Origin of the sequence: Alkalisalibacterium limincola (assembly GCF_008017755.1) — a bacterium.
GTDB lineage: Bacteria > Pseudomonadota > Gammaproteobacteria > Xanthomonadales > Xanthomonadaceae > Alkalisalibacterium > Alkalisalibacterium limincola.
The window spans coordinates 176,436-196,590 of sequence record NZ_VRTS01000003.1 but is presented as its reverse complement, the minus strand read 5'-3'; the positions used below and the strand labels follow the sequence as shown (position 1 = coordinate 196,590).

The window sequence follows — 20,155 nt, the reverse complement described above, 5'->3', positions numbered from 1 at the left end:
GAGCCTGCGCAATTCTGTACGAAAACAGCGCGTTCAGCCAGCCCGCGCCAGTTCGCCATCGGGCTCGCGGCGACACCCGGAACAGTCGAGCCGGCTCGATTCGATCTGCCCGGGAAGGTGTTCGGCAAGATAGTCGATGAAGCCCCGCACCGCCGGCAGCAGGCCGCGGCGCGAGGGGAACACCGCATGGCAGATGCCCTGCGGCAGGCTCCACTGCGGCAGGACCACCTCCAGTCGCCCGCTGCGTACGTCGTCGGCGCAGATCGTCTCGGGAAGCAGCGTGATGCCCAGCCCTTCGACCGCGGCCTGCTCGAGCATGGGGAAATCCGAACACATCAGCCGGGGCTGGATGTCGACGCGCTCGATCTGACCCTGCGGGCCGTGCAGTTCCCAGCGCTGCCTGCCCTCGTCCTCGCTCATGCTGAGCGTCTGGTGGTCGTGCAGGTCCGCGGGCGCCGCCGGGCGCCCTGCCCTGGCCAGATAGGCCGGGCTGGCCACCAGCAGCTCCTGTATCTGTCCGAAACTGCGCATGACCAGGCTGCCGTCGTCGTTGAGCTGGCTGCGCACCCGCAATGCAACGTCGAAACCTTCGTTGATGACGTCGATACGCCGATTGCTGGCATGCACGTGCACGCGCACCTTGGGGTGCGCCGCCATGAACCCCGGCAACAGCCGGGCCAGCTGGTTCTGTGCCAGGGCCACCGGGCAACTCACCCGGACCAGTCCGCGCGGCTCGGCACTCAGCCGGTCCACCGCTTCACGGGCGGCCTGGGCCTCTGCCAGCATGCTCTGGGCATGGCGGTAGACGTCCTGCCCGACTTCGGTCACCGAGAAGCGCCGGGTCGAGCGCTGCAGCAGGCGCACGCCGAGGTCGCTCTCGAGCTGCGACACGCGCCGGCTCAGGCGCGATTTCGGGATGTTGAGGGCGCGCTCGGCCGCGGCATATCCGCCGTGTTCGACCACGACGGCGAAGTAGTAGAGATCGTTGAGGTCCTGCATCGCGGGCAGCCGTTTCGCCAGGGGAACACCGTTCTCCCACTTAAGCGCATCGTCCTGCCGCGGTCAACGACTCCGGCAACTCAGGCAAGGCGCTCCAGTCCACCCATGTACGGGCGCAGGGCCTCGGGCACGGTGATCGAGCCGTCCGCCTCCTGGTAGTTCTCCAGCACCGCGACCAGGGTCCGCCCCACGGCCAGGCCGGAGCCGTTGAGCGTGTGCAGCGGCTCGGGCTTGCCGGTCTCGGGATTGCGCCAGCGTGCCTGCATCCGGCGCGCCTGGAAATCACCGCAGTTGGAGATCGAGCTGATTTCACGATAGCTGTCCTGCCCCGGCAGCCACACCTCCAGGTCGTAGGTGCGGCGGGCCGAGAAGCCCATGTCGCCCGTGCACAACAGCATGCGCCGGTACGGCAGGCCCAGGCGCCGCAGCACGGCCTCGGCATGGCCCACCATGCGCTGGTGGGCCGCATCGCTTTCGGCCGGTCGGCTGATCGCGACCAGTTCGATCTTCTCGAACTGGTGCTGGCGGATCATGCCGCGCGTGTCGCGGCCGTGGCTGCCGGCCTCGGCCCGGAAGCACATCGAATGGGCCGCCAGCCACATCGGCAGCGCCGAGTCCTCCACGATGTCCTCGCGCACCAGGTTGGTCAGCGGCACCTCGGCGGTCGGCACCAGGTAGCGGGTGGTGTCGCCGAACGGCGTGGAGAACAGGTCTTCCTCGAACTTGGGCAACTGGCCGGTGCCCTGCATCGCATCGGCGTTGACGATGAGCGGGACGTTGCACTCGCTGTAGCCGTGTTCGCCGACCTGCAGGTCGAGCATGAACTGCGCCAGCGCCCGGTGCAGGCGGGCCATCTTGCCTCGCATGACGGTGAACCGCGCGCCGCTGAGCCTGGCCCCGGCATCGGCGTCGAGCCAGCCATGGCGCTCGCCCAGTGCCACGTGGTCGCGGACCTCGAAATCGAAGGTGCGCGGCTCGCCCCAGCGCTCCTCCTCCACGTTGTGGGTCTCGTCCGCGCCGACCGGCACGCCGTCGTCGGGCAGGTTCGGGATGCCCAGCGCAATCGCCTCCAGCTCGGACTTGAGCTCGGCCAGCCGATGCTCGGCATGCTTGAGTTCATCGCCGAGCCCCGCCACCTCGGCCAACAGGGCGCTGGCATCCTCGCCCTTCGCCTTGGCCTGCCCGATCGCCTTGGACCGCGTGTTGCGCAGGTTCTGCAGTTCCTGCGTTCGCGTCTGCAACTGCTTGCGCTCGGCCTCCAGCCGCTCGAGCGCGGCCACGTCCAGGTCAAAACCCCGGGTGGCCTTCAGGCGGGCGGCGGTGTCGGCCAGCTGGACGCGCAGCAGCATCGGATCGAGCATCGGGGACTTCCGGGTTCGGCAAGGGACCGCGCATTATCGCCGCCCTTCCCGCGATGCGCCAACGCCGCGTCAACTTTTCCCGCGTGCCTGCCCGCGCTGGGCGCGAAGCTGGTCGAGCTTCTCCTTGAGGCGGATCTCCAGGCCACGCTCGACCGGCTGGTAGTAGGTGCGCTCGCCCATCGCATCGGGGAAGGCCGTCTGCGACAGCGCCACGCCGGCCTCCGCATCGTGGTCGTACTGGTAGCCGCTGCCGTAGCCCAGGGACTTCATCAGCTTGGTCGGTGCGTTGCGCAGGTGCATCGGCACCTCCTGGCTGCCGTGCTCGCGCACATCCGACATCGCCGCCTTGTAGGCCACGTAGGCGGCGTTGGACTTGGCGGTGCTGGCCAGGTAGATCACCAGTTGCGCCAGCGCCAGCTCGCCCTCCGGGCTGCCGAGGCGGTCGTAGGCATCCCAGGCCTCGGTGGCCATGGCCAGCGCCCGCGGATCGGCCAGGCCGATGTCCTCGACCGCCATGCGCGTGAGCCGCCGCGCCAGGTAGATGCGGTCGCAGCCACCATCGAGCATGCGGCACAGCCAGTACAGCGCGGCATCGGGATTGGAGCTGCGCACCGATTTGTGCAGCGCCGAGATCTGGTCGTAGAACTGCTCGCCCTGCTTGTCGAATCGACGCGTGCGGTCGGCGAGCACCTGCGCCAGCGTGGCCTCGGTGATGACGCCATCCTCGTCTTGCGCCAGCTCCGCGGCGATCTCGAGCAAGGTCAGTCCACGGCGCACGTCGCCGTCGGCTGCCTGTGCGATCAGCGCCAGCAGGTCGGCCTCCACCTCGATGCCACGTTCGCCAAGTCCCCGCTCGGCGTCACCGAGCGCACGCTGCAGCGCCTGCACGATGTCGTCGGCCGACACCGGTTCGAGCACGTGCACCCGGCAGCGCGAGAGCAGCGCGGAGTTGAGTTCGAAGCTGGGATTCTCGGTCGTGGCGCCGACGAACAGGATGCTGCCGCGCTCGATGTGCGGCAGGAACGCATCCTGCTGGGCCTTGTTGAAGCGGTGCACCTCGTCGACGAACAGCACGGTGCGCTCGCCCGCCTCGAACCGCGCCTGCGCCTCGGCCAGCACCTTGCGCACGTCGGGGAGTCCCGACAGCACCGCCGAGATGGCCCGGAACCCGGCCCGGGCATAGCGCGCCAGCAACAGCGCCAGCGTCGTCTTGCCGCAGCCCGGCGGGCCCCAGAGGATCATCGAATGGACGCGGCCCGATTCGATCGCGCGCCGCAGTGCCGACCCCTCCGCCACCAGCCTGCGCTGGCCCACCACGTCGTCGAGCGTGCGCGGGCGCATGCGCTCGGCCAGGGGCTGCAGCGATTCGGGGGCCTCGAACAGGCCGTCCTGGCCGTCGACGGAGGAAGGGCGGTTCATCGACCCATTGTAGGCGGCTGCAGGCCTCGTTACCGGATCGGCGTGACCTCGGCGGCCTCGGCCATCGCACCCACCACGTCGACGCCGGCCGGCGGCTCGAAGCTGAAGTGGTCCGCGGCGAAGTCCGGGTTGCGCTCCCAGCCGCTGAACGTCACCCGGGTCTTCTGGCCGAGGGAATCGTCGAGCTCCATGCGCGCCAGCGCCCCGGCACCGTCGAAGGCCAGGCGCGCCTGGTCGAACTGTGCGTCCTCGCCACGCGGGGTCAGCACCATCCAGTCCAGGCCGTCCTCGTCGCCGCCCCGGGAGACGGTGAACTGACGCTCGAGCTCGTCGGGATCGATCAGCACGGCCAGCGGGCTGGACTGCTCCTCGTGGCTCTGGATGCGCACGTTGACCTGTTCCAGGTCCGGATCGTAGATCCAGACGTGGTTGCCGTCCGCCACGATCAGCTGCGGGAACGGATCGAGGTACTCCCAGCGGAACTGCCGCGGCGTGCGCAACGCGATCGTGCCGGTGGAGTGCTCGCTGAGGTGGCCGTTGGCGTCGTAAACGCGCTGCTCGAAGCTGCCGTCCAGTCCGCGCAGGTCCTGGCTGAAGCGATCGAAGGCCGCGCGCGCGTCATCGGCCTGCGCCTGGGGCGCAACCAGGCCGAGCAGCAGCAGCGGGGTGGCAAGGGCAATCACACGTCGCATGGCGGCATCCACATGGGGAGGTTCGTGGTCGATTCTGAACGGCGGAGGCTGAACCGCGGACCCGCGGCCGTACACATGGCCACTGCTCCGTTCAGGGTCACTTCGGCGGCGGTGGCGCGATCACCTTGCGGTCGCCATTGGATTCCTGGGGCGTCACGATCCCGGCCTGTTCCATCGCCTCGATCAGGCGTGCGGCACGGTTGTAGCCGATCTTCAGCCGTCGCTGCACACCGGAGATCGACGCGCGGCGGCTCTCGGTGACGATGCGCACCGCCTCGTCGTAGAGCGGGTCGGACTCGTCGCCGCCGGACGAGGCCTCCGGCAGGCCGGTGGCACCGACCACGACGCCGTCGCCCATCGTCTGGGTGTCGTCGAGCACACCCTCGACATAGTCCGGGCCGCCGCCCTGCTTCTTCAGGTAGTCGACGACCCGATGGACCTCCTCGTCGCTGACGAAGGCGCCATGGACACGCTCGGGCATGGCCGTGCCGGGGGGCAGGTAGAGCATGTCGCCGTGGCCCAGCAGCGTTTCCGCGCCGCTCTGGTCGAGGATCGTGCGCGAGTCGATCTTGGAGCTGACCTGGAAGGCGATCCGGGTCGGGATGTTGGCCTTGATCAGGCCGGTGATCACGTCGACCGAGGGCCGCTGGGTGGCCAGGATCAGGTGGATGCCGGCTGCGCGGGCCTTTTGCGCCAGGCGGGCGATGAGCTCCTCGACCTTCTTGCCGACGATCATCATCATGTCGGCGAACTCGTCGATGAAGACGACGATGTAGGGCAAGGTCTCGAGCTCCGGGGCGGTTTCGTCGAGCTCCGGATTGGGCTGGAACAGCGGATCCAGGAGTGGCTGCCCCGCCTCCTGCGCATCCTTCACCTTGCGGTTGAAGCCGGCCAGGTTGCGCACGCCGACCGCACTCATCAGCTTGTAGCGGCGTTCCATCTCCGCCACGCACCAGCGCAGCGCATTCGCCGCCTCCTTCATGTCGGTCACGACCGGCGCCAGCAGGTGCGGGATGCCTTCGTAAACCGAAAGTTCCAGCATCTTCGGGTCGATCATCAGCATCCGCACGTCCTGGGCCGAGGCCTTGTACAGCAGGCTGAGCACCATGGCGTTGACGCCGACCGACTTGCCCGAACCGGTGGTGCCGGCCACCAGCAGGTGCGGCATGCGGCCCAGGTCGGCCACCGTCGGCCGGCCGCCGATGTCCTTGCCCAGTGCGATCGTCAGCGGGCTGGGGGACTTGTCGTACTCCTTGGAGCGCAGCAGCTCGCTGAGGTAGATCATCTCGCGCGTGGCGTTCGGGATCTCCAGTCCGATCACCGACTTGCCCGGGATCACGTCGACCACGCGCACCGCCTTGACGCTCAGTCCGCGGGCGATGTCCTTGTCGAGGCTGTTGACCTGGCTGCCCTTCACGCCCGGCGCCGCTCCATCTCGAAGCGGGTGATGACCGGGCCCGGGAACGCGCCGACCACCTCGACGTCGATGCGGAAATCCTTGAGCTTGAACTCGATCTGCCGCGACAGCGCCTCGAGCGTTTCCTCGGAGTAGCCCTTCGGCTGGGGCTTGGGATCATCCAGCAGGGACAGCGGTGGCAGTCCCCCGGCCGGATCGGTGTGGAACAGCGGGATCTGCTGCTCGCGCTTGGCGCGTTCGCTCTTCTCGATGACCGGCGCCGGCGGCGGCTCGATCCGGATCGGCTCGCGACGTGCGCGTCGCGCGGTCTCGACCTTGCGCGTCTCGCCGCGCACCTCGCGTGCGGCGCGGGCCTGGCGCCATTCGCGCAGGCGGACCACGCTCGCCCCGGCCCAGATCCAGACGGCGATCGCCCACTGCCCCAGGCGGTCCATCAGGCCCAGCCAGCTCAGGCCGGTGGCCAGCGTGATCGCGGCAAGCACCGCGGCCAGCAGGAACAGGTTGGCCCCGAACGGCCCGAGCAGGTTGGAGAACGAGCGCCCGACGAGCTGGCCGAGGATGCCGCCGGAATCGGCCGGCAGGGCCGGCGCAGCCCCCATCTGGATGTGCACCAGGCCGCTGGCACACACCAGGAACCCGACCAGGCCGACCAGGCGCAGCGCCGGCGTGAACCCCGCGCCGCGGTCGTCGGCGGCAAACAGCGCCACCCACACGATCCCGGCCAGCACGAAGGGCAATGTGTAGGCGACGTAGCCGAAGAAGTAGAACACCAGGTCCGACAGCCAGGCCCCGACGGTGCCGCCGAAGTTGCTGATCTGGCCGGTGACGCTGCCCGAGCGCGACCAGCCCGGGTCGTCGGGGGTGTAACTGAGCAGGCTCGCCAGCAGGAACAGCACGACCGGCGCCACCGCCACGAGGATCAATTCGCGCCACAGCTTGCGGTTCGCCGGCTGCGCGTCGGGCTTGGTGCGGGCTGTACGGGCGCGTCCCACCGTTAGAACCTACCTCAGGAAATCCTGATTAGCCGTTGAATATACGGCATTTTAAAACGAAAGTGGCCGCCGACCCGGAAGGAGCGGCGGCCACCACGTTACACCGGATCGGCCGGCTGTCGAGCGCCGATCAGGCGCCCATGTCCTGCAGCGCCGGATGCACCAGCTTCCCACCCTCGACGTTGATGCCGCGCACCAGCGCCTGGTTGTCGCGCCATTCGCCCGAAGCCAGCTTCTGCACCCAGGGCAGGATGGCCGCGCAGATCGCCTGCGAGGAGGTCTGCGGCACCGCGCCGGGCATGTTGGTCACGGCGAAGTGGGTCACCCCGTCGACGTCGTAGGTCGGCTCCGCCCAGGTGGTCGGACGCGTGGTCTCGAAGCAGCCGCCCTGGTCGACGGAGATGTCCACCAGCACGCTGCCCTTCTGCATCGAGGCGACCATCTCGCGCGTCACCACGTGCGGGGCCTTCGCGCCGGTCACCAGCACCGCGCCGATGACCAGGTCGGCGGTGGCCAGCTCGCGCGCCACCACGTCCTCGTAGGGGAACAGCGCGGTGACGTTGGCGCCCAGCGCCATCATCTGCGCCAGGCGGTCCTGGCGCTTCTCGAACACCACGACGTTGGAGCCACCCGAGGCTGCCAGCTCCGCGGAGTTGCCACCGGCGGCGCCGGCACCGAACACCACCACCTTGCCGCGCTCGGTGGAAGGCAGGCCACCCAGCAGCTTGCCCTTGCCGCCCATCGGGGCGTGCAGCAGGTGGGTGCCGACCTGCACGCCGATGCGACCGGCGACGATGGACATCGGCGCCAGCAGCGGCAGGTCCCCGTTCTCGAGCTCGACGGTCTCGAACGCCACGCCGGTCAGGCCGATGTCGAGCAGACGCGAGGTCAGCTCGGGCTCGGCGGCCAGGTGCAGGTAGCAAAACAGCAGGTGGTCCTTGCGCAGGTGCTTGAGGTCGCCGGCGATCGGCTCCTTCACCTTGACGATCAGTTCGCCCTTCTCGTACAGCGTGGCGGCGTCCGCGGCGATGTTCACGCCCAGCGCCGAGTAGTGCTCGTCGCTGAAGCCGCTCTTGACGCCGGCCTGGGTCTCGACCCAGACCTCGTGGCCACGTCGGACCAGGTCGGCGGCGGCGGCGGGAACGAGGGCCACGCGGCCTTCGAGGGTCTTGGTCTCACGGGGGATACCGATGCGCATGTTGGGTCCCATACTAAAAAAGCGAAAACCGGCGAATCGCCGGCCTGTCTAGCCTGCGGTGGCGATCACGCCGGGGTGTCAGGCTTGAATCGACCCGGCTGCAGCCCCATCCTTTCCGGGACCGTCGCCGCGGCGACACGTTCAGCCGTCTCCCACCGACTGCCCTCCCTGCGCCAAAGGCGCTGGGAGGCGCGATCACCCTCCTGCAAAGCCGTAAGGATTATACATGAGCAACCCCGCGCAAACGCCCCGCCACAGCCGCGTCCTGATCCTGGGTTCCGGCCCGGCGGGCTACTCCGCGGCGGTCTACGCCGCCCGCGCGAACCTCAAGCCGGTGCTGGTGACCGGCCTGCAGCAGGGCGGCCAGCTGATGACCACCACCGAGGTGGACAATTGGCCCGGCGATGCCCACGGCCTGATGGGCCCGGACCTGATGATGCGCATGCAGGCACACGCCGAGCGCTTCGACACCGAGATGATCTTCGACCACATCAACGAGGCCGACCTGTCCAGGCGCCCGTTCCGGCTCAAGGGCGACAGCGGCGAGTACACCTGCGACGCACTGATCATCTCGACCGGCGCCACCGCCAAGTACCTGGGCCTGCCGTCGGAGCAGAAGTTCATGGGCAAGGGCGTGTCGGCCTGCGCCACCTGCGACGGGTTCTTCTTCAAGGAGCAGGACGTGGCGGTGATCGGCGGTGGCAACACCGCGGTCGAGGAGGCGCTGTACCTCTCCAACATCTGCCGCAAGGTCTACCTGGTGCACCGCCGCGACAAGCTGCGCGCGGAGAAGATCATGCAGGACAAGCTCTTCGCCAAGGCCAAGGCTGGCAAGATCGAGCTGATCTGGGACCACACCGTGGACGAGGTACTGGGCGACGACAGCGGCGTGAGCGGCATGCGCATCCGGTCCACCAAGGACGAGTCCACCCGCGAGATCGACGTGACCGGCTTCTTCGTGGCGATCGGGCACACGCCCAACACCTCGTTGTTCGAGGAGCAGCTGGACATGCGCAACGGCTACATCACCATCCGTACCGGGCTCGAGGGGATGGCGACGGCGACCTCGGTGCCGGGCGTGTTCGCGGCCGGCGACGTGGCCGACCAGGTCTATCGCCAGGCGATCACGTCGGCAGGCTTCGGCTGCATGGCCGCGCTCGATGCCGAGCGTTTCCTGGAAACCGGCGAGTAGGCACAGGCACTGGGTCACGCCGTCGCGACCCGGCAGCGTCGACCATGGGCTCGACGCTGCCGCCCGGGCCCGCCATGAGTGAACTCCGCATCCACGATTCGATTGGCGAGATCCCGGCCGCGACCTGGGACGGGCTGCTTGGTTGCGAACATCCGTTCATGCGGCACGCGTTCCTGTCCGGGCTGGAGTCGACCGGTTGCCTGCGCGACGCCTGGGGCTGGACGCCCCGGCACGCCTCGCTGTGGGAGGACGGACGACTCGTTGCCGCGGCACCGGCCTACCTGAAGACGAACTCGCACGGCGAGTTCGTCTTCGACCATGCCTGGGCGCACGCCTACCAACAGCATGGCCATGCCTACTACCCGAAGTGGCTGGTGGCCTCGCCCTACACCCCGGTGACCGGCCCTCGCCTGCTGGCACGCACCCCCGCCCATGCAGGCCAGCTGCTGGACGCGATGGTCGAACGCGCGCTCGGGGAAAGCCTCTCCTCGATCCATCTCAACTTCGCCCCGGCATCGCAGCTGCAGGCGACGGGGCCGGACTGGCTGGCCCGGAACGACATCCAGTTCCACTGGCGGCGCCAGGCCGGATGGCACGACTTCGAGGACTTCCTCGGCGCCCTGGAGCGCAAGAAGCGCAAGAACATCCGGGCCGAACGGCGCCAGGTGCGCGACGCCGGCGTGGCCCTGCGCGTGGTCCACGGCGATGAAGCCACTGCCGACGAAATCGCGACCCTGCACGCGCTGTACTGCCTGAGTTTCGCGAGCAAGGGCAACTCCCCGGCCCTCACGCTTGCGTTCTTCCAGCACCTGGCGGCGCACATGCCGCGGCAACTCGTCATGGTGCTGGCCGAGCGCCAGGGCGAGCTGCTGGCCGGCGCGATATGCCTGCGCGACCGGCACCGGCTCTACGGACGCTACTGGGGGACGCGCGTGGACGTGCCCGGCCTGCATTTCGAGGCCTGCTACTACCAGGGCATCGAGTACTGCCTGCGCGAGGGCATCGACGTGTTCGAGCCGGGGGCCCAGGGCGAACACAAGGTGGCCCGGGGCTTCCTGCCGGTGCTCACCCACAGCCGACACTGGGTGGCGCACCCGGGCTTCCGCGAGGCGCTGGCCCCCTGGTGCGCGGAGGAGCGCACCCACGCGCAACGCTACGCGAGCCTGATCGAAACCAACCACAACCCGTTCCGCGATGCGCCTCCCCTGGCTGCCGGATGACCCTCGGGGCGGCTTCCCGCCCCTGTCCCGGGCCCTGCGCGACCCGGACGGACTGCTTGCGGTCGGTGGCGACCTGCACCCGGAGCGCCTGCTGGACGCCTACCGCCATGCGATCTTCCCCTGGTTCAGCCCGGGCGAGCCGATCCTGTGGTGGTCGCCGGATCCGCGGCTGGTCTTCGACACCGCGACCTTTGTGCTGCCGCGTCGCTTCCGGAGGCGGCTGAAGGCCTCCACCTGGCGCATGAGCGCCGACACCCGTTTCGACGAGGTCGTCGCGCGCTGTGCCGATGCGCCCCGCCAGGGCCAGTCCGGCACCTGGATCGGCGCCGAGGTGCGCGCGGCGTATGGTCGGCTGCACCGGCTCGGCCACGCCCACAGCATCGAGGTGCTCGATGGCGACGTGCTGGTCGGCGGCCTGTACGGGGTCGCGATCGGCCGGATGTTCTTCGCCGAGAGCATGTTCAGTGGCACCAGCGGCGGATCGAAGGTGGCCCTGGCGGGATTGGCGCGCCAGCTCGCCGCCTGGGGCTGGCCGTGGATCGATGCCCAGGTGGAGAATCCACACCTGCTCTCGCTCGGCGCACGGCCGGTACCGCGCGAGGCGTTCCTTGCGCGTATCCAGTCCCTGGGCGGCTTTCCGGGTCGCGAAGGCGCATGGAGCGAGACCTGGGAGACCGTTTCGGCAGCGGCGTTGGCCACGCCTCCCCCGTCCGGCGGCCCGACCCCCGAAACCCACGCTTAACGGAATTTTGCCCTCGCCCCCCGGACGTGGCAGAATTCCCGCCCTTGAGAGCGGCTTCCTGCCGTTTATGACGAGATTTATGCCTAAGGACGACTCCATCGAAATGGAGGGCACGGTCCAGGAGACCCTGCCCAACACGATGTTCCGCGTGCAGCTCGAGAATGGGCACGTCATCATCGCCCACATCTCCGGCCGCATGCGCAAGCACTACATCCGCATCCTGACCGGCGACAAGGTCAAGGTGGAAATGACGCCCTACGACCTGACCAAGGGCCGCATCACCTACCGCATGAAGTAAGCGGCACGACGCGGGCGCCACGAGGCAGGCGCGCCTACAGCGCCCGGTGCACGGCCTCTCCGAACAGCGCGGTGTGATGTGCGCTGTCGTTGAGCCGGACCACCTCCAGCCGGTCCGGTCGCGCGCCCTCCAGCAGGTTCAAGGTTGCCGGCGCCTGGCGGAATCGCCACAGCTGCGCCAACGGCATGCCCAGCACCCGGCACAGGATCACCCTGTTGACCGCATCGTGGGCCACCACCAGCAGCGTGTCGTCATCGCCCAAGCCTTCGCAGGCCGCTTCGAGCGCAGCCCAGGACCGCTCGAAGACCTCGGGCAGGCTTTCGCCGCCGGGCATCTGAACGCTGTCGGGTGCGTCGCGCCATGCCGCCAGCCGTTGCGGGTCGCTCTCGCGGATCTCCGAGGCCAGTTTGCCCTCCCACTCGCCGTGGGCGATCTCGAGCAGCCCGTTGGACAACTGCAGCATGGACTCGCGCTGGACACCCAGGGCGAACTCCGCGGTGCGTCGTGCACGCGACAGCGGCGAGGCGACGGCACGGTCGATGCGGATGTCGCGCAGGCGCTCCCCTAGGCGTTGCGCCTGGTCTTCGCCCACCGGTGAGAGTGGAATGTCGATCTGCCCCTGGTAGCGCCCTTCGGCGTTCCAGGGGGTTTCTCCATGTCTCGCAAGCAGGATCCGCATCCAGGCCTCAGTCGATGGTGGCTGGAAGCAGTCTCTCCGGTTCCGCCTCGGCTGTCACGTGCAGGCTGCCGTCGACCACGTCGACCTTGACCCGGCCGCCTCCGACCAGCTTTCCGAACAGCAGCTCGTCGGCCAGCGGCCGCTTGATCTGCTCCTGGATCACGCGGGCCATCGGGCGCGCGCCCATCTCGGGGTCGAAGCCGTGTTCGGCCAACCACGTGCGCGCCTCGGGCGAGGCGGTCAGGCTGACGTGCTTCTCGTGCAACTGCGCCTCGAGCTCGATGATGAACTTGTCGACCACCCGCAGCACGTGCTCCAGGCCCAGGCCACCGAACTGCACGATCGCGTCGAGTCGGTTGCGGAACTCCGGGCTGAACGTGCGACGGATGACTTCCATCGCGTCGCTGGCGTTGCTCTGCCGGGTGAAGCCGATCGAGCGGCGCGAGGCCTGGCTGGCGCCGGCATTCGTCGTCATGACGATGATGACGTTGCGGAAGTTCGCCTCGCGCCCGTTCGTGTCGGTCAGCGTGCCGCGGTCCATGACCTGCAGCAGGATGTTGAACACGTCCGGATGCGCCTTCTCGATCTCGTCGAGCAGCAGCACGCAATGCGGATGCTTGACGATCTGCTCGGTCAGCAAACCGCCCTGGTCGAAGCCCACGTAGCCCGGGGGTGCGCCGATGAGGCGGCTGACCGAATGCGCCTCCATGTACTCGGACATGTCGAAGCGCACCAGCTCGATGCCCAGCTGCATCGCCAGCTGGCGGGTCACCTCGGTCTTGCCCACGCCGGTGGGGCCGGCGAACAGGAAGCTGCCGATCGGCTTGTCCGGATTGCCCAGACCCGAGCGCGCCATCTTGATGGCGGCCGACAGGGTCTGGATGGCCGGGTCCTGGCCGAAGATGACCATGGTCAGGTTGCGCTCGAGGTTCTGCAGCACGTCCTTGTCGGATGCCGAGACCTGCTTGGTCGGGATGCGCGCCATCTTGGCGATGATCAGCTCGATCTCCTCGACGTCGACCAGGCGCTTGCGCTTCTCCTCCGGCAGCAGCCGCTGCCGCGCACCGGCCTCGTCGATCACGTCGATCGCCTTGTCCGGCAGCAGCCGGTCGCCGATGTGCTTGACCGACAGGTCGACCGCGGCGCGGATCGCGTCGGCAGCGTACTCGACGCCGTGGTGCTCCTCGAACTTGGACTTGATGCCGTTGAGGATCGCGATCGCGTCGGCCACCGACGGCTCGACGATGTCGATCTTCTGGAAGCGGCGGGCCAGGGCCCGGTCCTTCTCGAAGATGCCGCGGTACTCCTGGAAGGTGGTCGAGCCGATGCAGCGCAGCTGGCCCGAGGCCAGCACCGGCTTGATCAGGTTCGAAGCATCCATCGTGCCGCCCGAGGCCGAGCCGGCCCCGATGATGGTGTGGATCTCGTCGATGAACAGGACCGCATGCGGTTCCTTCTTCAACGCCTGCAACACCGCCTTGAGGCGCTTCTCGAAGTCGCCGCGGTACTTGGTGCCGGCCACCAGCGCGCCGAGGTCGAGGGCGTAGATCACCGCATCCTCGAGCACCTCGGGCACCTCGCCATCGACGATGCGCTTGGCCAGGCCCTCGGCCAGCGCGGTCTTGCCCACGCCGGCCTCGCCGACCAGCAGGGGGTTGTTCTTGCGCCGGCGGCACAGCACCTGGATGGTGCGCTCGATCTCGTCGGCGCGGCCGATCAAGGGGTCGATGCGGCCGGCCCTCGCGGCCTCGTTGAGGTTGTCGGCGAACTCCGCCAGCGGGTTGGTCTTGCCGTCCGCCGCCGCCGCGCCGTCACCCTCGCCTTCGCGCGCCTGCTCGGCCGCACCAGCCTCGCCCTCGTCGATGTACTTGGCCACGCCATGGGACAGGTAATTGACCACGTCGAGCCGGCTGACCTCCTGCTGGTTCAGGAAATAAACCGCGTGGGAGTCCTTTTCGCCGAAGATCGCGACCAGCACGTTGGCGCCGGTCACCTCCTTCCGTCCCGAGGACTGCACGTGGTAGACCGCCCGCTGCAGGACGCGCTGGAAACCCAGCGTGGGCTGGGTGTCGCGGGCGTCCTCGTCGGGCAGGACCGGCACGGTCTCGGAGATCACCTGGCGCAGCTCCGAGCCCAGACGTGGCGAATCCGCCCCGCAGGCCCGCAGCACCGATGCCGCCGAGGGATTGTCCAGCAGGGCCAGCAGCAGATGCTCGACGGTCATGAATTCATGACGCGCCTCGCGGGCCTGCTTGTAGCACTGGCCGATGGTGAATTCGAGGTCCTTGCTGAACATGTCGTGCCTCCTGGTTCTGGCACCGGTGGGGGATGTCGCGCGGCCGGTTCAGGCCTTTTCCATCGCACACAGCAGCGGGTGTTGATGCTGCCTGGAGAAATCATTGACCTGGGACACCTTCGTCTCGGCCACTTCCCGGGTGTATACGCCACACACGCCCTTGCCCCGGGTATGCACGTGCAGCATGACCTGCGTGGCCTTCTCGCGATTGAGCGAGAAGAACAGCTGCAGCACCTCCACGACGAAATCCATCGGCGTGAAGTCGTCGTTGAGCAGGACCACCTGGTAGAGCGGCGGCCTGACCACCTCGGGCTTGGCATGCTCCACCGCCAGGCCGTGGTCGTGCTCGTGTTCGTGTTCCGGCGTGTTTTCCTGACCCATGACCGATCCTTGATGACACCACTATATGGTGCCCCACGCAGGCTGGCACAAGTCCTGCCCACGCCATTCAGCGTGATGTAACATCCCCTCGGTGAACACCACGGAAAAAGCACCTCGCCCGGGCCCGTCCGGCGACTCCGAGGTCTACCTCCCAGACGTGACCGTGGCCGCCCTCGTCCTCGAGGCGGGCCGCCTGCTGCTGGTCGAGGAGGACGTGCGGGGCGAGCTGGTGATAAACCAGCCGGCGGGCCACCTGGAGCCGGAGGAATCGCTGGTCGATGCGATGGTGCGCGAGTGCCGCGAGGAGACCGGCTGGACGGTCGAGCCCACCGGGCTGGTGGGCGTCTACCAGTGGATCGATCCGGAGACGCGACGGCAGTACCTCCGGGTGGCGTTCGCGGCGCGCCCGCTGGAACACGATGCCGGCGCGCCGCTGGACGCCGGCATCTTGCGACCGCTGTGGCTGACCCCGGAGGAACTGCGCGCCTGCCGTGGGAGGCACCGCAGCCCGCTGGTGATGCGCGCGGCCCAGGATTTCCTCGACGGGTGCAGCTTCCCGCTGTCCGCCACCCACTGGCTGGCCTGAGCATGGCAGCCCCGGCGGAAACCCTGATCGGCATGTCCGGCGGCGTCGACTCGTCGGTGTGCGCCCTGTTGCTGGTCCAGGCCGGGGAGTCCGTGGCGGGTCTGTTCATGCAGAACTGGTCCGACGATGGCAGTGGCGAGTGCCGTGCCGAGGATGACCGCCGCGATGCGCTGGCCATCTGTGGCCGCCTGGGCATCCCGTTCCATGCGCGCGACTTTTCCAAGGCCTACTGGGACGGTGTGTTCGAACACTTCCTCGCCGAGTACCGGGCCGGCCGGACGCCGAACCCGGACGTCCTGTGCAACCGCGAGATCAAGTTCAAGACCTTCCTCGACGAGGCCCGCGCGCTGGGCGCGACCCGCATCGCCACCGGCCACTACGCCCGGATCGACCGCCGCGGGGGCCTGTGGCGCCTTTTGCGCGGGGCCGACCCGGGCAAGGACCAGAGCTACTTCCTGCACCAGCTGGGGCAGGAGCAGCTGGCCGCGACCCGCTTCCCGATCGGACACCTGCCCAAGGCCGAGGTACGCCGCATGGCCCGCGAAGCCGGCCTGCCCACGGCCGCCAAGAAGGACTCCACCGGCATCTGCTTCATCGGCGAACGCGATTTCCGCAGCTTCCTGGCGCAGTACCTGCCGGCGCGGCGCGGGGAAATCCGCAGCGTCGACGGGCAAGCGCTGGGCGAACACGAGGGCGTCTTCTACTACACGCTGGGACAGCGCGAGGGCCTGGCCCTGGGCGGCGTGAAGGGCCGGCCACAGGCGCCCTGGTATGTCGTGGACAAGGACGTGGCGGGCAACATCCTCTACGTGGACCAGGGCAGTGAAAGCCGCTTCCTCATGTCCAGTCGCCTGGTGGCGATCGAGGCAAGCTGGACCGCAGGCCAGGCACCGGCGGACGTCTTCGAATGCACCGCGAAGACGCGCTACCGCCAGGCCGACGAACCCTGCCGCGTCGAGATGGACGGCGACGGCCGGCTGGCGGTGCGCTTCGAGCGCCCCCAGCGCGCGGTGACCCCGGGCCAGTCGGTGGTCTTCTATGCTGGTGTCGAATGCCTGGGTGGCGCGGTGATCGAATCCACCGACGCGCCCGTAGACGAGCTTGAACGAGGTAGTGGATGAAACAACGTGCATTGGCCCTTGCCGGCCTCCTGCAGTCGGTGCAGCAGGTACGCCGCATCGCGACCACCGGCGGCAGCGATACCGGGGCGCTTGCCCCCTGCGTGGACAGCCTTTTCCGCATCGACGCGGAAACGGCCCAGGATGTCTACGGAGGCCCGGCGAACCTGGAACCCGGCCTGAGGCTGCTGTTCGACACCGCGTCGGGCGCCAGCCTGCGCGACCCGGCCATCACCCGCATCGCCGTGACCCTGCTCCACGTCGAGCGCCGCTTCTCGCGACAGCCACAGCTGATGCAGGCGGTGCATGCCGGCATCCTCGACATCGCACGGCAGCGCGAACACTGGGGCCCCAGCCACCCCACGGTGCTGGGCCGGCTCGGCGAGCTGTATGCCGGCACGGTGAGCTCGCTGCGCCCGCGCGTCCTGGTGCAGGGCAACCCCAACTACCTGGGCCAACCCACCGTAGTGGCGGAAATCCGCGCCGTACTGCTCGCCGGCCTGCGCTCGGCCGTGCTGTGGCGCCAACTGGGCGGGGGCTACATCGACCTGCTGTTGCGCCGGCGCCAGATCGCCGAGGCGGCACGCGCGTGGCTCGACGAGGCCTGAGCGGCGGGCGCAAACGGCGCCGGGCGCAACCTGAACGACCCGATCCCGCGCTATAATGGACGGCTTAGGGCGCCTGCTTTGGGTGCCCAATCCCTCCCGCATCACAGCCAGGAGCCATCGATGAGCGACTCCTTCGCCACACGTACCACCCTCGACGTCAACGGTCGCAAGGTCGCGATCCACAGCCTGGCCAAGCTGGGCGAGCGCTTCGACATCAAGCGCCTCCCCTTCTCGATGAAGATCCTGCTCGAGAACCTGCTGCGCAACGAGGACGGCGTCAGCGTCACCAAGGCGTCCATCGAAGCGGTGGCGAACTGGAAGGCCAGCGACGAGTCCGACACCGAGATCGCCTTCACCCCCGCCCGCGTGGTGCTGCAGGACTTCACCGGCGTGCCCTGCGTGGTCGACCTGGCCGCGATGCGCGATGCGGTCAAGGCGCTCGGCGGCAATCCCGAGGACATCAACCCGCTGGTGCCGGCCGAGCTGGTCATCGACCACTCGGTGCAGGTCGACGTGTTCGGCACGCCCGAGGCGCTCGACCTCAACGGCAAGATCGAGTTCGAGCGCAACATGGAGCGCTACAGCTTCCTGCGCTGGGGCCAGAAGGCATTCGACAACTTCAAGGTGGTGCCGCCCAACACCGGTATCGTCCACCAGGTGAACCTGGAGAACCTGGCCCGCGTGGTCATGGTCAACGACGCCGACGGCGAGGCGATGGCCTACCCCGACACGGTGTTCGGCACCGATTCCCACACCACGATGATCAACGGCATCGGGGTGCTTGGCTGGGGCGTGGGTGGCATCGAGGCCGAGGCCGCGATGCTGGGCCAGCCCAGCTCGATGCTGATCCCGCAGGTGGTCGGCTTCAAGCTGACCGGCAAGCTGCCGGAGGGCGCGACCGCCACCGACCTGGTGCTCACGGTCACCCAGATGCTGCGTTCGCATGGCGTGGTCGGCAAGTTCGTCGAGTTCTTCGGCGACGGCCTGGACCACCTGCCGCTGGCCGATCGCGCGACGATCGCCAACATGGCCCCGGAGTACGGCGCCACCTGCGGCATCTTCCCGATCGACGACGAATCCTTGAACTACCTGCGCCTGTCCGGCCGCAGCGACGAGCAGGTGGCGCTGGTCGAGGCCTACGCCAAGGCGCAGGGCATGTGGCGCACCAGCGACGAGGCCGAGTACAGCGTCGTGCTGGGCCTGGACATGGGCAAGGTGCTTCCGTCGCTGGCCGGTCCCAAGCGCCCGCAGGACCGCGTGCTGCTGTCGGACATGAAGGCCAACTTCCAGGAGAACGTCAAGCCGTTCACCATCGCCCGCGACAACAAGCGTAGCAACGAGGACGCGCGCTTCGTCGACGAGGGCGGCGGTTCCGCGGTGGGCAACCGGGAAGTCCTCAGCAACGGCTTCGCCGAGATCCAGATGAACGGCGAGAAGCTGAAGCTCAGGGACGGAGCCGTGGTCATCGCCGCGATCACTTCCTGCACCAACACGTCCAACCCGGCGGTAATGCTGGGTGCCGGCCTGCTGGCCCGCAACGCCGTGGCGAAGGGCCTGACGTCGGCCCCGTGGGTGAAGACCTCGCTCGGCCCGGGCTCGCTGGTGGTCACCGACTACCTGAAGAAGGCCGGCGTGATGGACGACCTGGAGTCCCTGGGCTTCCACGTGGTCGGCTACGGTTGCACCACCTGCATCGGCAACTCCGGCCCGCTGCCGACCGAAGTCAGCGCCGGCATCGCCCATGCAGACCTGGTCGTCACCTCGGTGCTGTCGGGCAACCGCAACTTCGAGGGCCGCGTGCACGCCGAGGTCAAGATGAACTACCTGGCCTCCCCGCCGCTGGTGGTCGCCTACGCCCTGGCCGGCACCACCGACATCGACCTGACCAGCGAGCCGCTGGGCCAGGACCGTGACGGCAAGGACGTGTTCCTCAAGGACATCTGGCCGAGCAACAAGGAGATCGGCGACGTCATCGCCGCGACGGTGGGCCCGGAGCTGTTCAAGCAGAACTACGCCGACGTGTTCAAGGGCGACAGCCGCTGGAACCAGATCGCCTCGCCGGACGGCAATGCGTTCGCCTGGGACGAGGCCTCGACCTACATCAAGAACCCGCCCTACTTCGACGGCATGACGATGGACGTCGGCACGATCCGCGACATCGAGGGCGCCCGCGTGCTGGGCCTGTTCGGCGACTCGATCACCACCGACCACATCTCCCCGGCCGGCAACATCAAGAAGGACTCCCCGGCGGGTCGCTTCCTGATGGAGCGCGGCGTGCAGCCGGCGGACTTCAACTCCTACGGCTCGCGCCGTGGCAACGACGACGTGATGGTGCGGGGCACCTTCGCCAACATCCGCATCAAGAACCTGATGTTCGACGGCGAGGAAGGCGGCAACACCCTGCACTTCCCCTCGCGGGAGAAGCTGGCGATCTACGACGCGGCCCAGAAGTACAAGGCCGAGGACGTGCCGCTGGTGGTCATGGCCGGCAAGGAATACGGCACCGGCTCCTCGCGCGACTGGGCGGCCAAGGGCACCAACCTGCTGGGCGTGAAGGCAGTCATCGCGGAGAGCTTCGAGCGCATCCACCGCTCCAACCTGGTGGGCATGGGCGTGCTGCCGCTGCAGTTCAACGAGGGCGACTCGATCGCTTCTCTGGGCCTGAAGGGCGACGAGGTCATCTCGATCACCGGCCTCAAGGACGGCGAGGCCAAGGTGGCCCAGGTCGTCGCACGGCGCGAGGACGGCAGCGAGCTGGCGTTCGAGGCCAAGGTGCTGCTGCTGACGCCGAAGGAAGTCGAATACTTCCGCCACGGCGGCATCCTGCACTACGTGCTGCGCCAGCTGGCGGCGAAGTCGAAGGCTGCTTGAGCCAGGCTTGAAGGCTGCACGAAGAAGGGGCGCTATCGGCGCCCCTTCTTCTTTGCAACACCGCCGCGCGGCACTCCCCGCGCGTC

The 20,155-nt window shown here is 68.4% G+C and carries 16 protein-coding genes and 1 pseudogene; 8 read left to right on the top strand and 9 right to left on the bottom strand.

Features of this window, described 5'->3' with window-relative positions:
• Positions 1-33 precede the first annotated feature (33 nt).
• From FU658_RS06015 to FU658_RS05990, 6 genes and pseudogenes are all read right to left on the bottom strand, one after another.
• Complete coding sequence (locus tag FU658_RS06015) at positions 34-999, bottom strand: LysR family transcriptional regulator (RefSeq protein WP_147891258.1); 966 nt, start codon at positions 997-999, stop codon at positions 34-36.
• A gap of 80 nt (positions 1,000-1,079) precedes the next feature.
• A complete protein-coding gene (serS, locus tag FU658_RS06010; RefSeq protein ID WP_147891257.1) occupies positions 1,080-2,360 on the bottom strand; it encodes a serine--tRNA ligase in 1,281 nt (426 codons plus the stop codon).
• A gap of 69 nt (positions 2,361-2,429) precedes the next feature.
• Positions 2,430-3,779, bottom strand: coding sequence for a replication-associated recombination protein A (locus FU658_RS06005; protein WP_147891256.1), 1,350 nt, complete (start codon positions 3,777-3,779; stop codon positions 2,430-2,432).
• A gap of 29 nt (positions 3,780-3,808) precedes the next feature.
• Complete coding sequence (lolA, locus tag FU658_RS06000) at positions 3,809-4,471, bottom strand: outer membrane lipoprotein periplasmic chaperone LolA (protein ID WP_147891255.1); 663 nt, start codon at positions 4,469-4,471, stop codon at positions 3,809-3,811.
• A 97-nt stretch (positions 4,472-4,568) separates the two neighbouring features.
• A pseudogene (locus FU658_RS05995) lies at positions 4,569-6,880 on the bottom strand (DNA translocase FtsK).
• A gap of 130 nt (positions 6,881-7,010) precedes the next feature.
• Positions 7,011-8,078 (bottom strand): alanine dehydrogenase, encoded by a 1,068-nt coding sequence (locus tag FU658_RS05990; RefSeq protein ID WP_147891254.1) that lies wholly within the window; start codon positions 8,076-8,078, stop codon positions 7,011-7,013.
• A 226-nt stretch (positions 8,079-8,304) separates the two neighbouring features.
• Between FU658_RS05990 and trxB the strand changes: the two genes are divergently transcribed.
• From trxB to infA, 4 genes are all read left to right on the top strand, one after another.
• Positions 8,305-9,270, top strand: a complete 966-nt coding sequence (gene trxB, locus FU658_RS05985; protein WP_147891253.1) for a thioredoxin-disulfide reductase — start codon at positions 8,305-8,307, stop codon at positions 9,268-9,270.
• Positions 9,271-9,344: 74 nt separating this feature from the next.
• Entirely contained in the window at positions 9,345-10,490 is a 1,146-nt protein-coding gene (locus FU658_RS05980) for a GNAT family N-acetyltransferase (protein ID WP_147891252.1), read from the top strand.
• Positions 10,465-11,232, top strand: a complete 768-nt coding sequence (aat, locus tag FU658_RS05975; RefSeq protein WP_147891251.1) for a leucyl/phenylalanyl-tRNA--protein transferase — start codon at positions 10,465-10,467, stop codon at positions 11,230-11,232. The genes FU658_RS05980 and aat overlap by 26 nt, the downstream gene beginning before the upstream one ends.
• A gap of 79 nt (positions 11,233-11,311) precedes the next feature.
• The gene (infA, locus tag FU658_RS05970; RefSeq protein ID WP_147891250.1) at positions 11,312-11,530 is read left to right on the top strand and encodes a translation initiation factor IF-1; all 219 of its coding nucleotides are present in this window, start codon (positions 11,312-11,314) and stop codon (positions 11,528-11,530) included.
• A 34-nt stretch (positions 11,531-11,564) separates the two neighbouring features.
• On the opposite strand, the gene FU658_RS05965 is transcribed toward infA, so the two are convergent.
• From FU658_RS05965 to clpS, 3 genes are read right to left on the bottom strand one after another with little or no spacing between them, the layout of a single operon-like run.
• The gene (locus FU658_RS05965; protein WP_147891249.1) at positions 11,565-12,209 is read right to left on the bottom strand and encodes a histidine phosphatase family protein; all 645 of its coding nucleotides are present in this window, start codon (positions 12,207-12,209) and stop codon (positions 11,565-11,567) included.
• Between the two features lie 7 nt (positions 12,210-12,216).
• Positions 12,217-14,505, bottom strand: a complete 2,289-nt coding sequence (gene clpA, locus FU658_RS05960; protein ID WP_147891248.1) for an ATP-dependent Clp protease ATP-binding subunit ClpA — start codon at positions 14,503-14,505, stop codon at positions 12,217-12,219.
• Positions 14,506-14,553: 48 nt separating this feature from the next.
• Positions 14,554-14,886: an ATP-dependent Clp protease adapter ClpS gene (gene clpS, locus FU658_RS05955; RefSeq protein WP_147891247.1), complete on the bottom strand. Its 333-nt coding sequence runs from the start codon at positions 14,884-14,886 to the stop codon at positions 14,554-14,556.
• Between the two features lie 163 nt (positions 14,887-15,049).
• Here clpS and FU658_RS05950 point away from each other — a divergent pair, with 163 nt between their 5' ends.
• The 4 genes from FU658_RS05950 to acnA all read left to right on the top strand — a co-directional run bounded on the left by FU658_RS05950 (position 15,050) and on the right by acnA (position 20,069).
• Positions 15,050-15,472 (top strand): NUDIX hydrolase, encoded by a 423-nt coding sequence (locus FU658_RS05950; RefSeq protein ID WP_425477585.1) that lies wholly within the window; start codon positions 15,050-15,052, stop codon positions 15,470-15,472.
• 2 nt (positions 15,473-15,474) lie between these two features.
• Entirely contained in the window at positions 15,475-16,593 is a 1,119-nt protein-coding gene (mnmA, locus tag FU658_RS05945; RefSeq protein ID WP_147891245.1) for a tRNA 2-thiouridine(34) synthase MnmA, read from the top strand.
• On the top strand, positions 16,590-17,198 hold the full coding sequence (gene hflD, locus FU658_RS05940) for a high frequency lysogenization protein HflD (RefSeq protein WP_147891244.1): 609 nt from the start codon (positions 16,590-16,592) through the stop codon (positions 17,196-17,198). The genes mnmA and hflD overlap by 4 nt, the downstream gene beginning before the upstream one ends.
• 120 nt (positions 17,199-17,318) lie before the next feature.
• Positions 17,319-20,069, top strand: a complete 2,751-nt coding sequence (gene acnA, locus FU658_RS05935; protein ID WP_147891243.1) for an aconitate hydratase AcnA — start codon at positions 17,319-17,321, stop codon at positions 20,067-20,069.
• Positions 20,070-20,155: the final 86 nt, after the last annotated feature.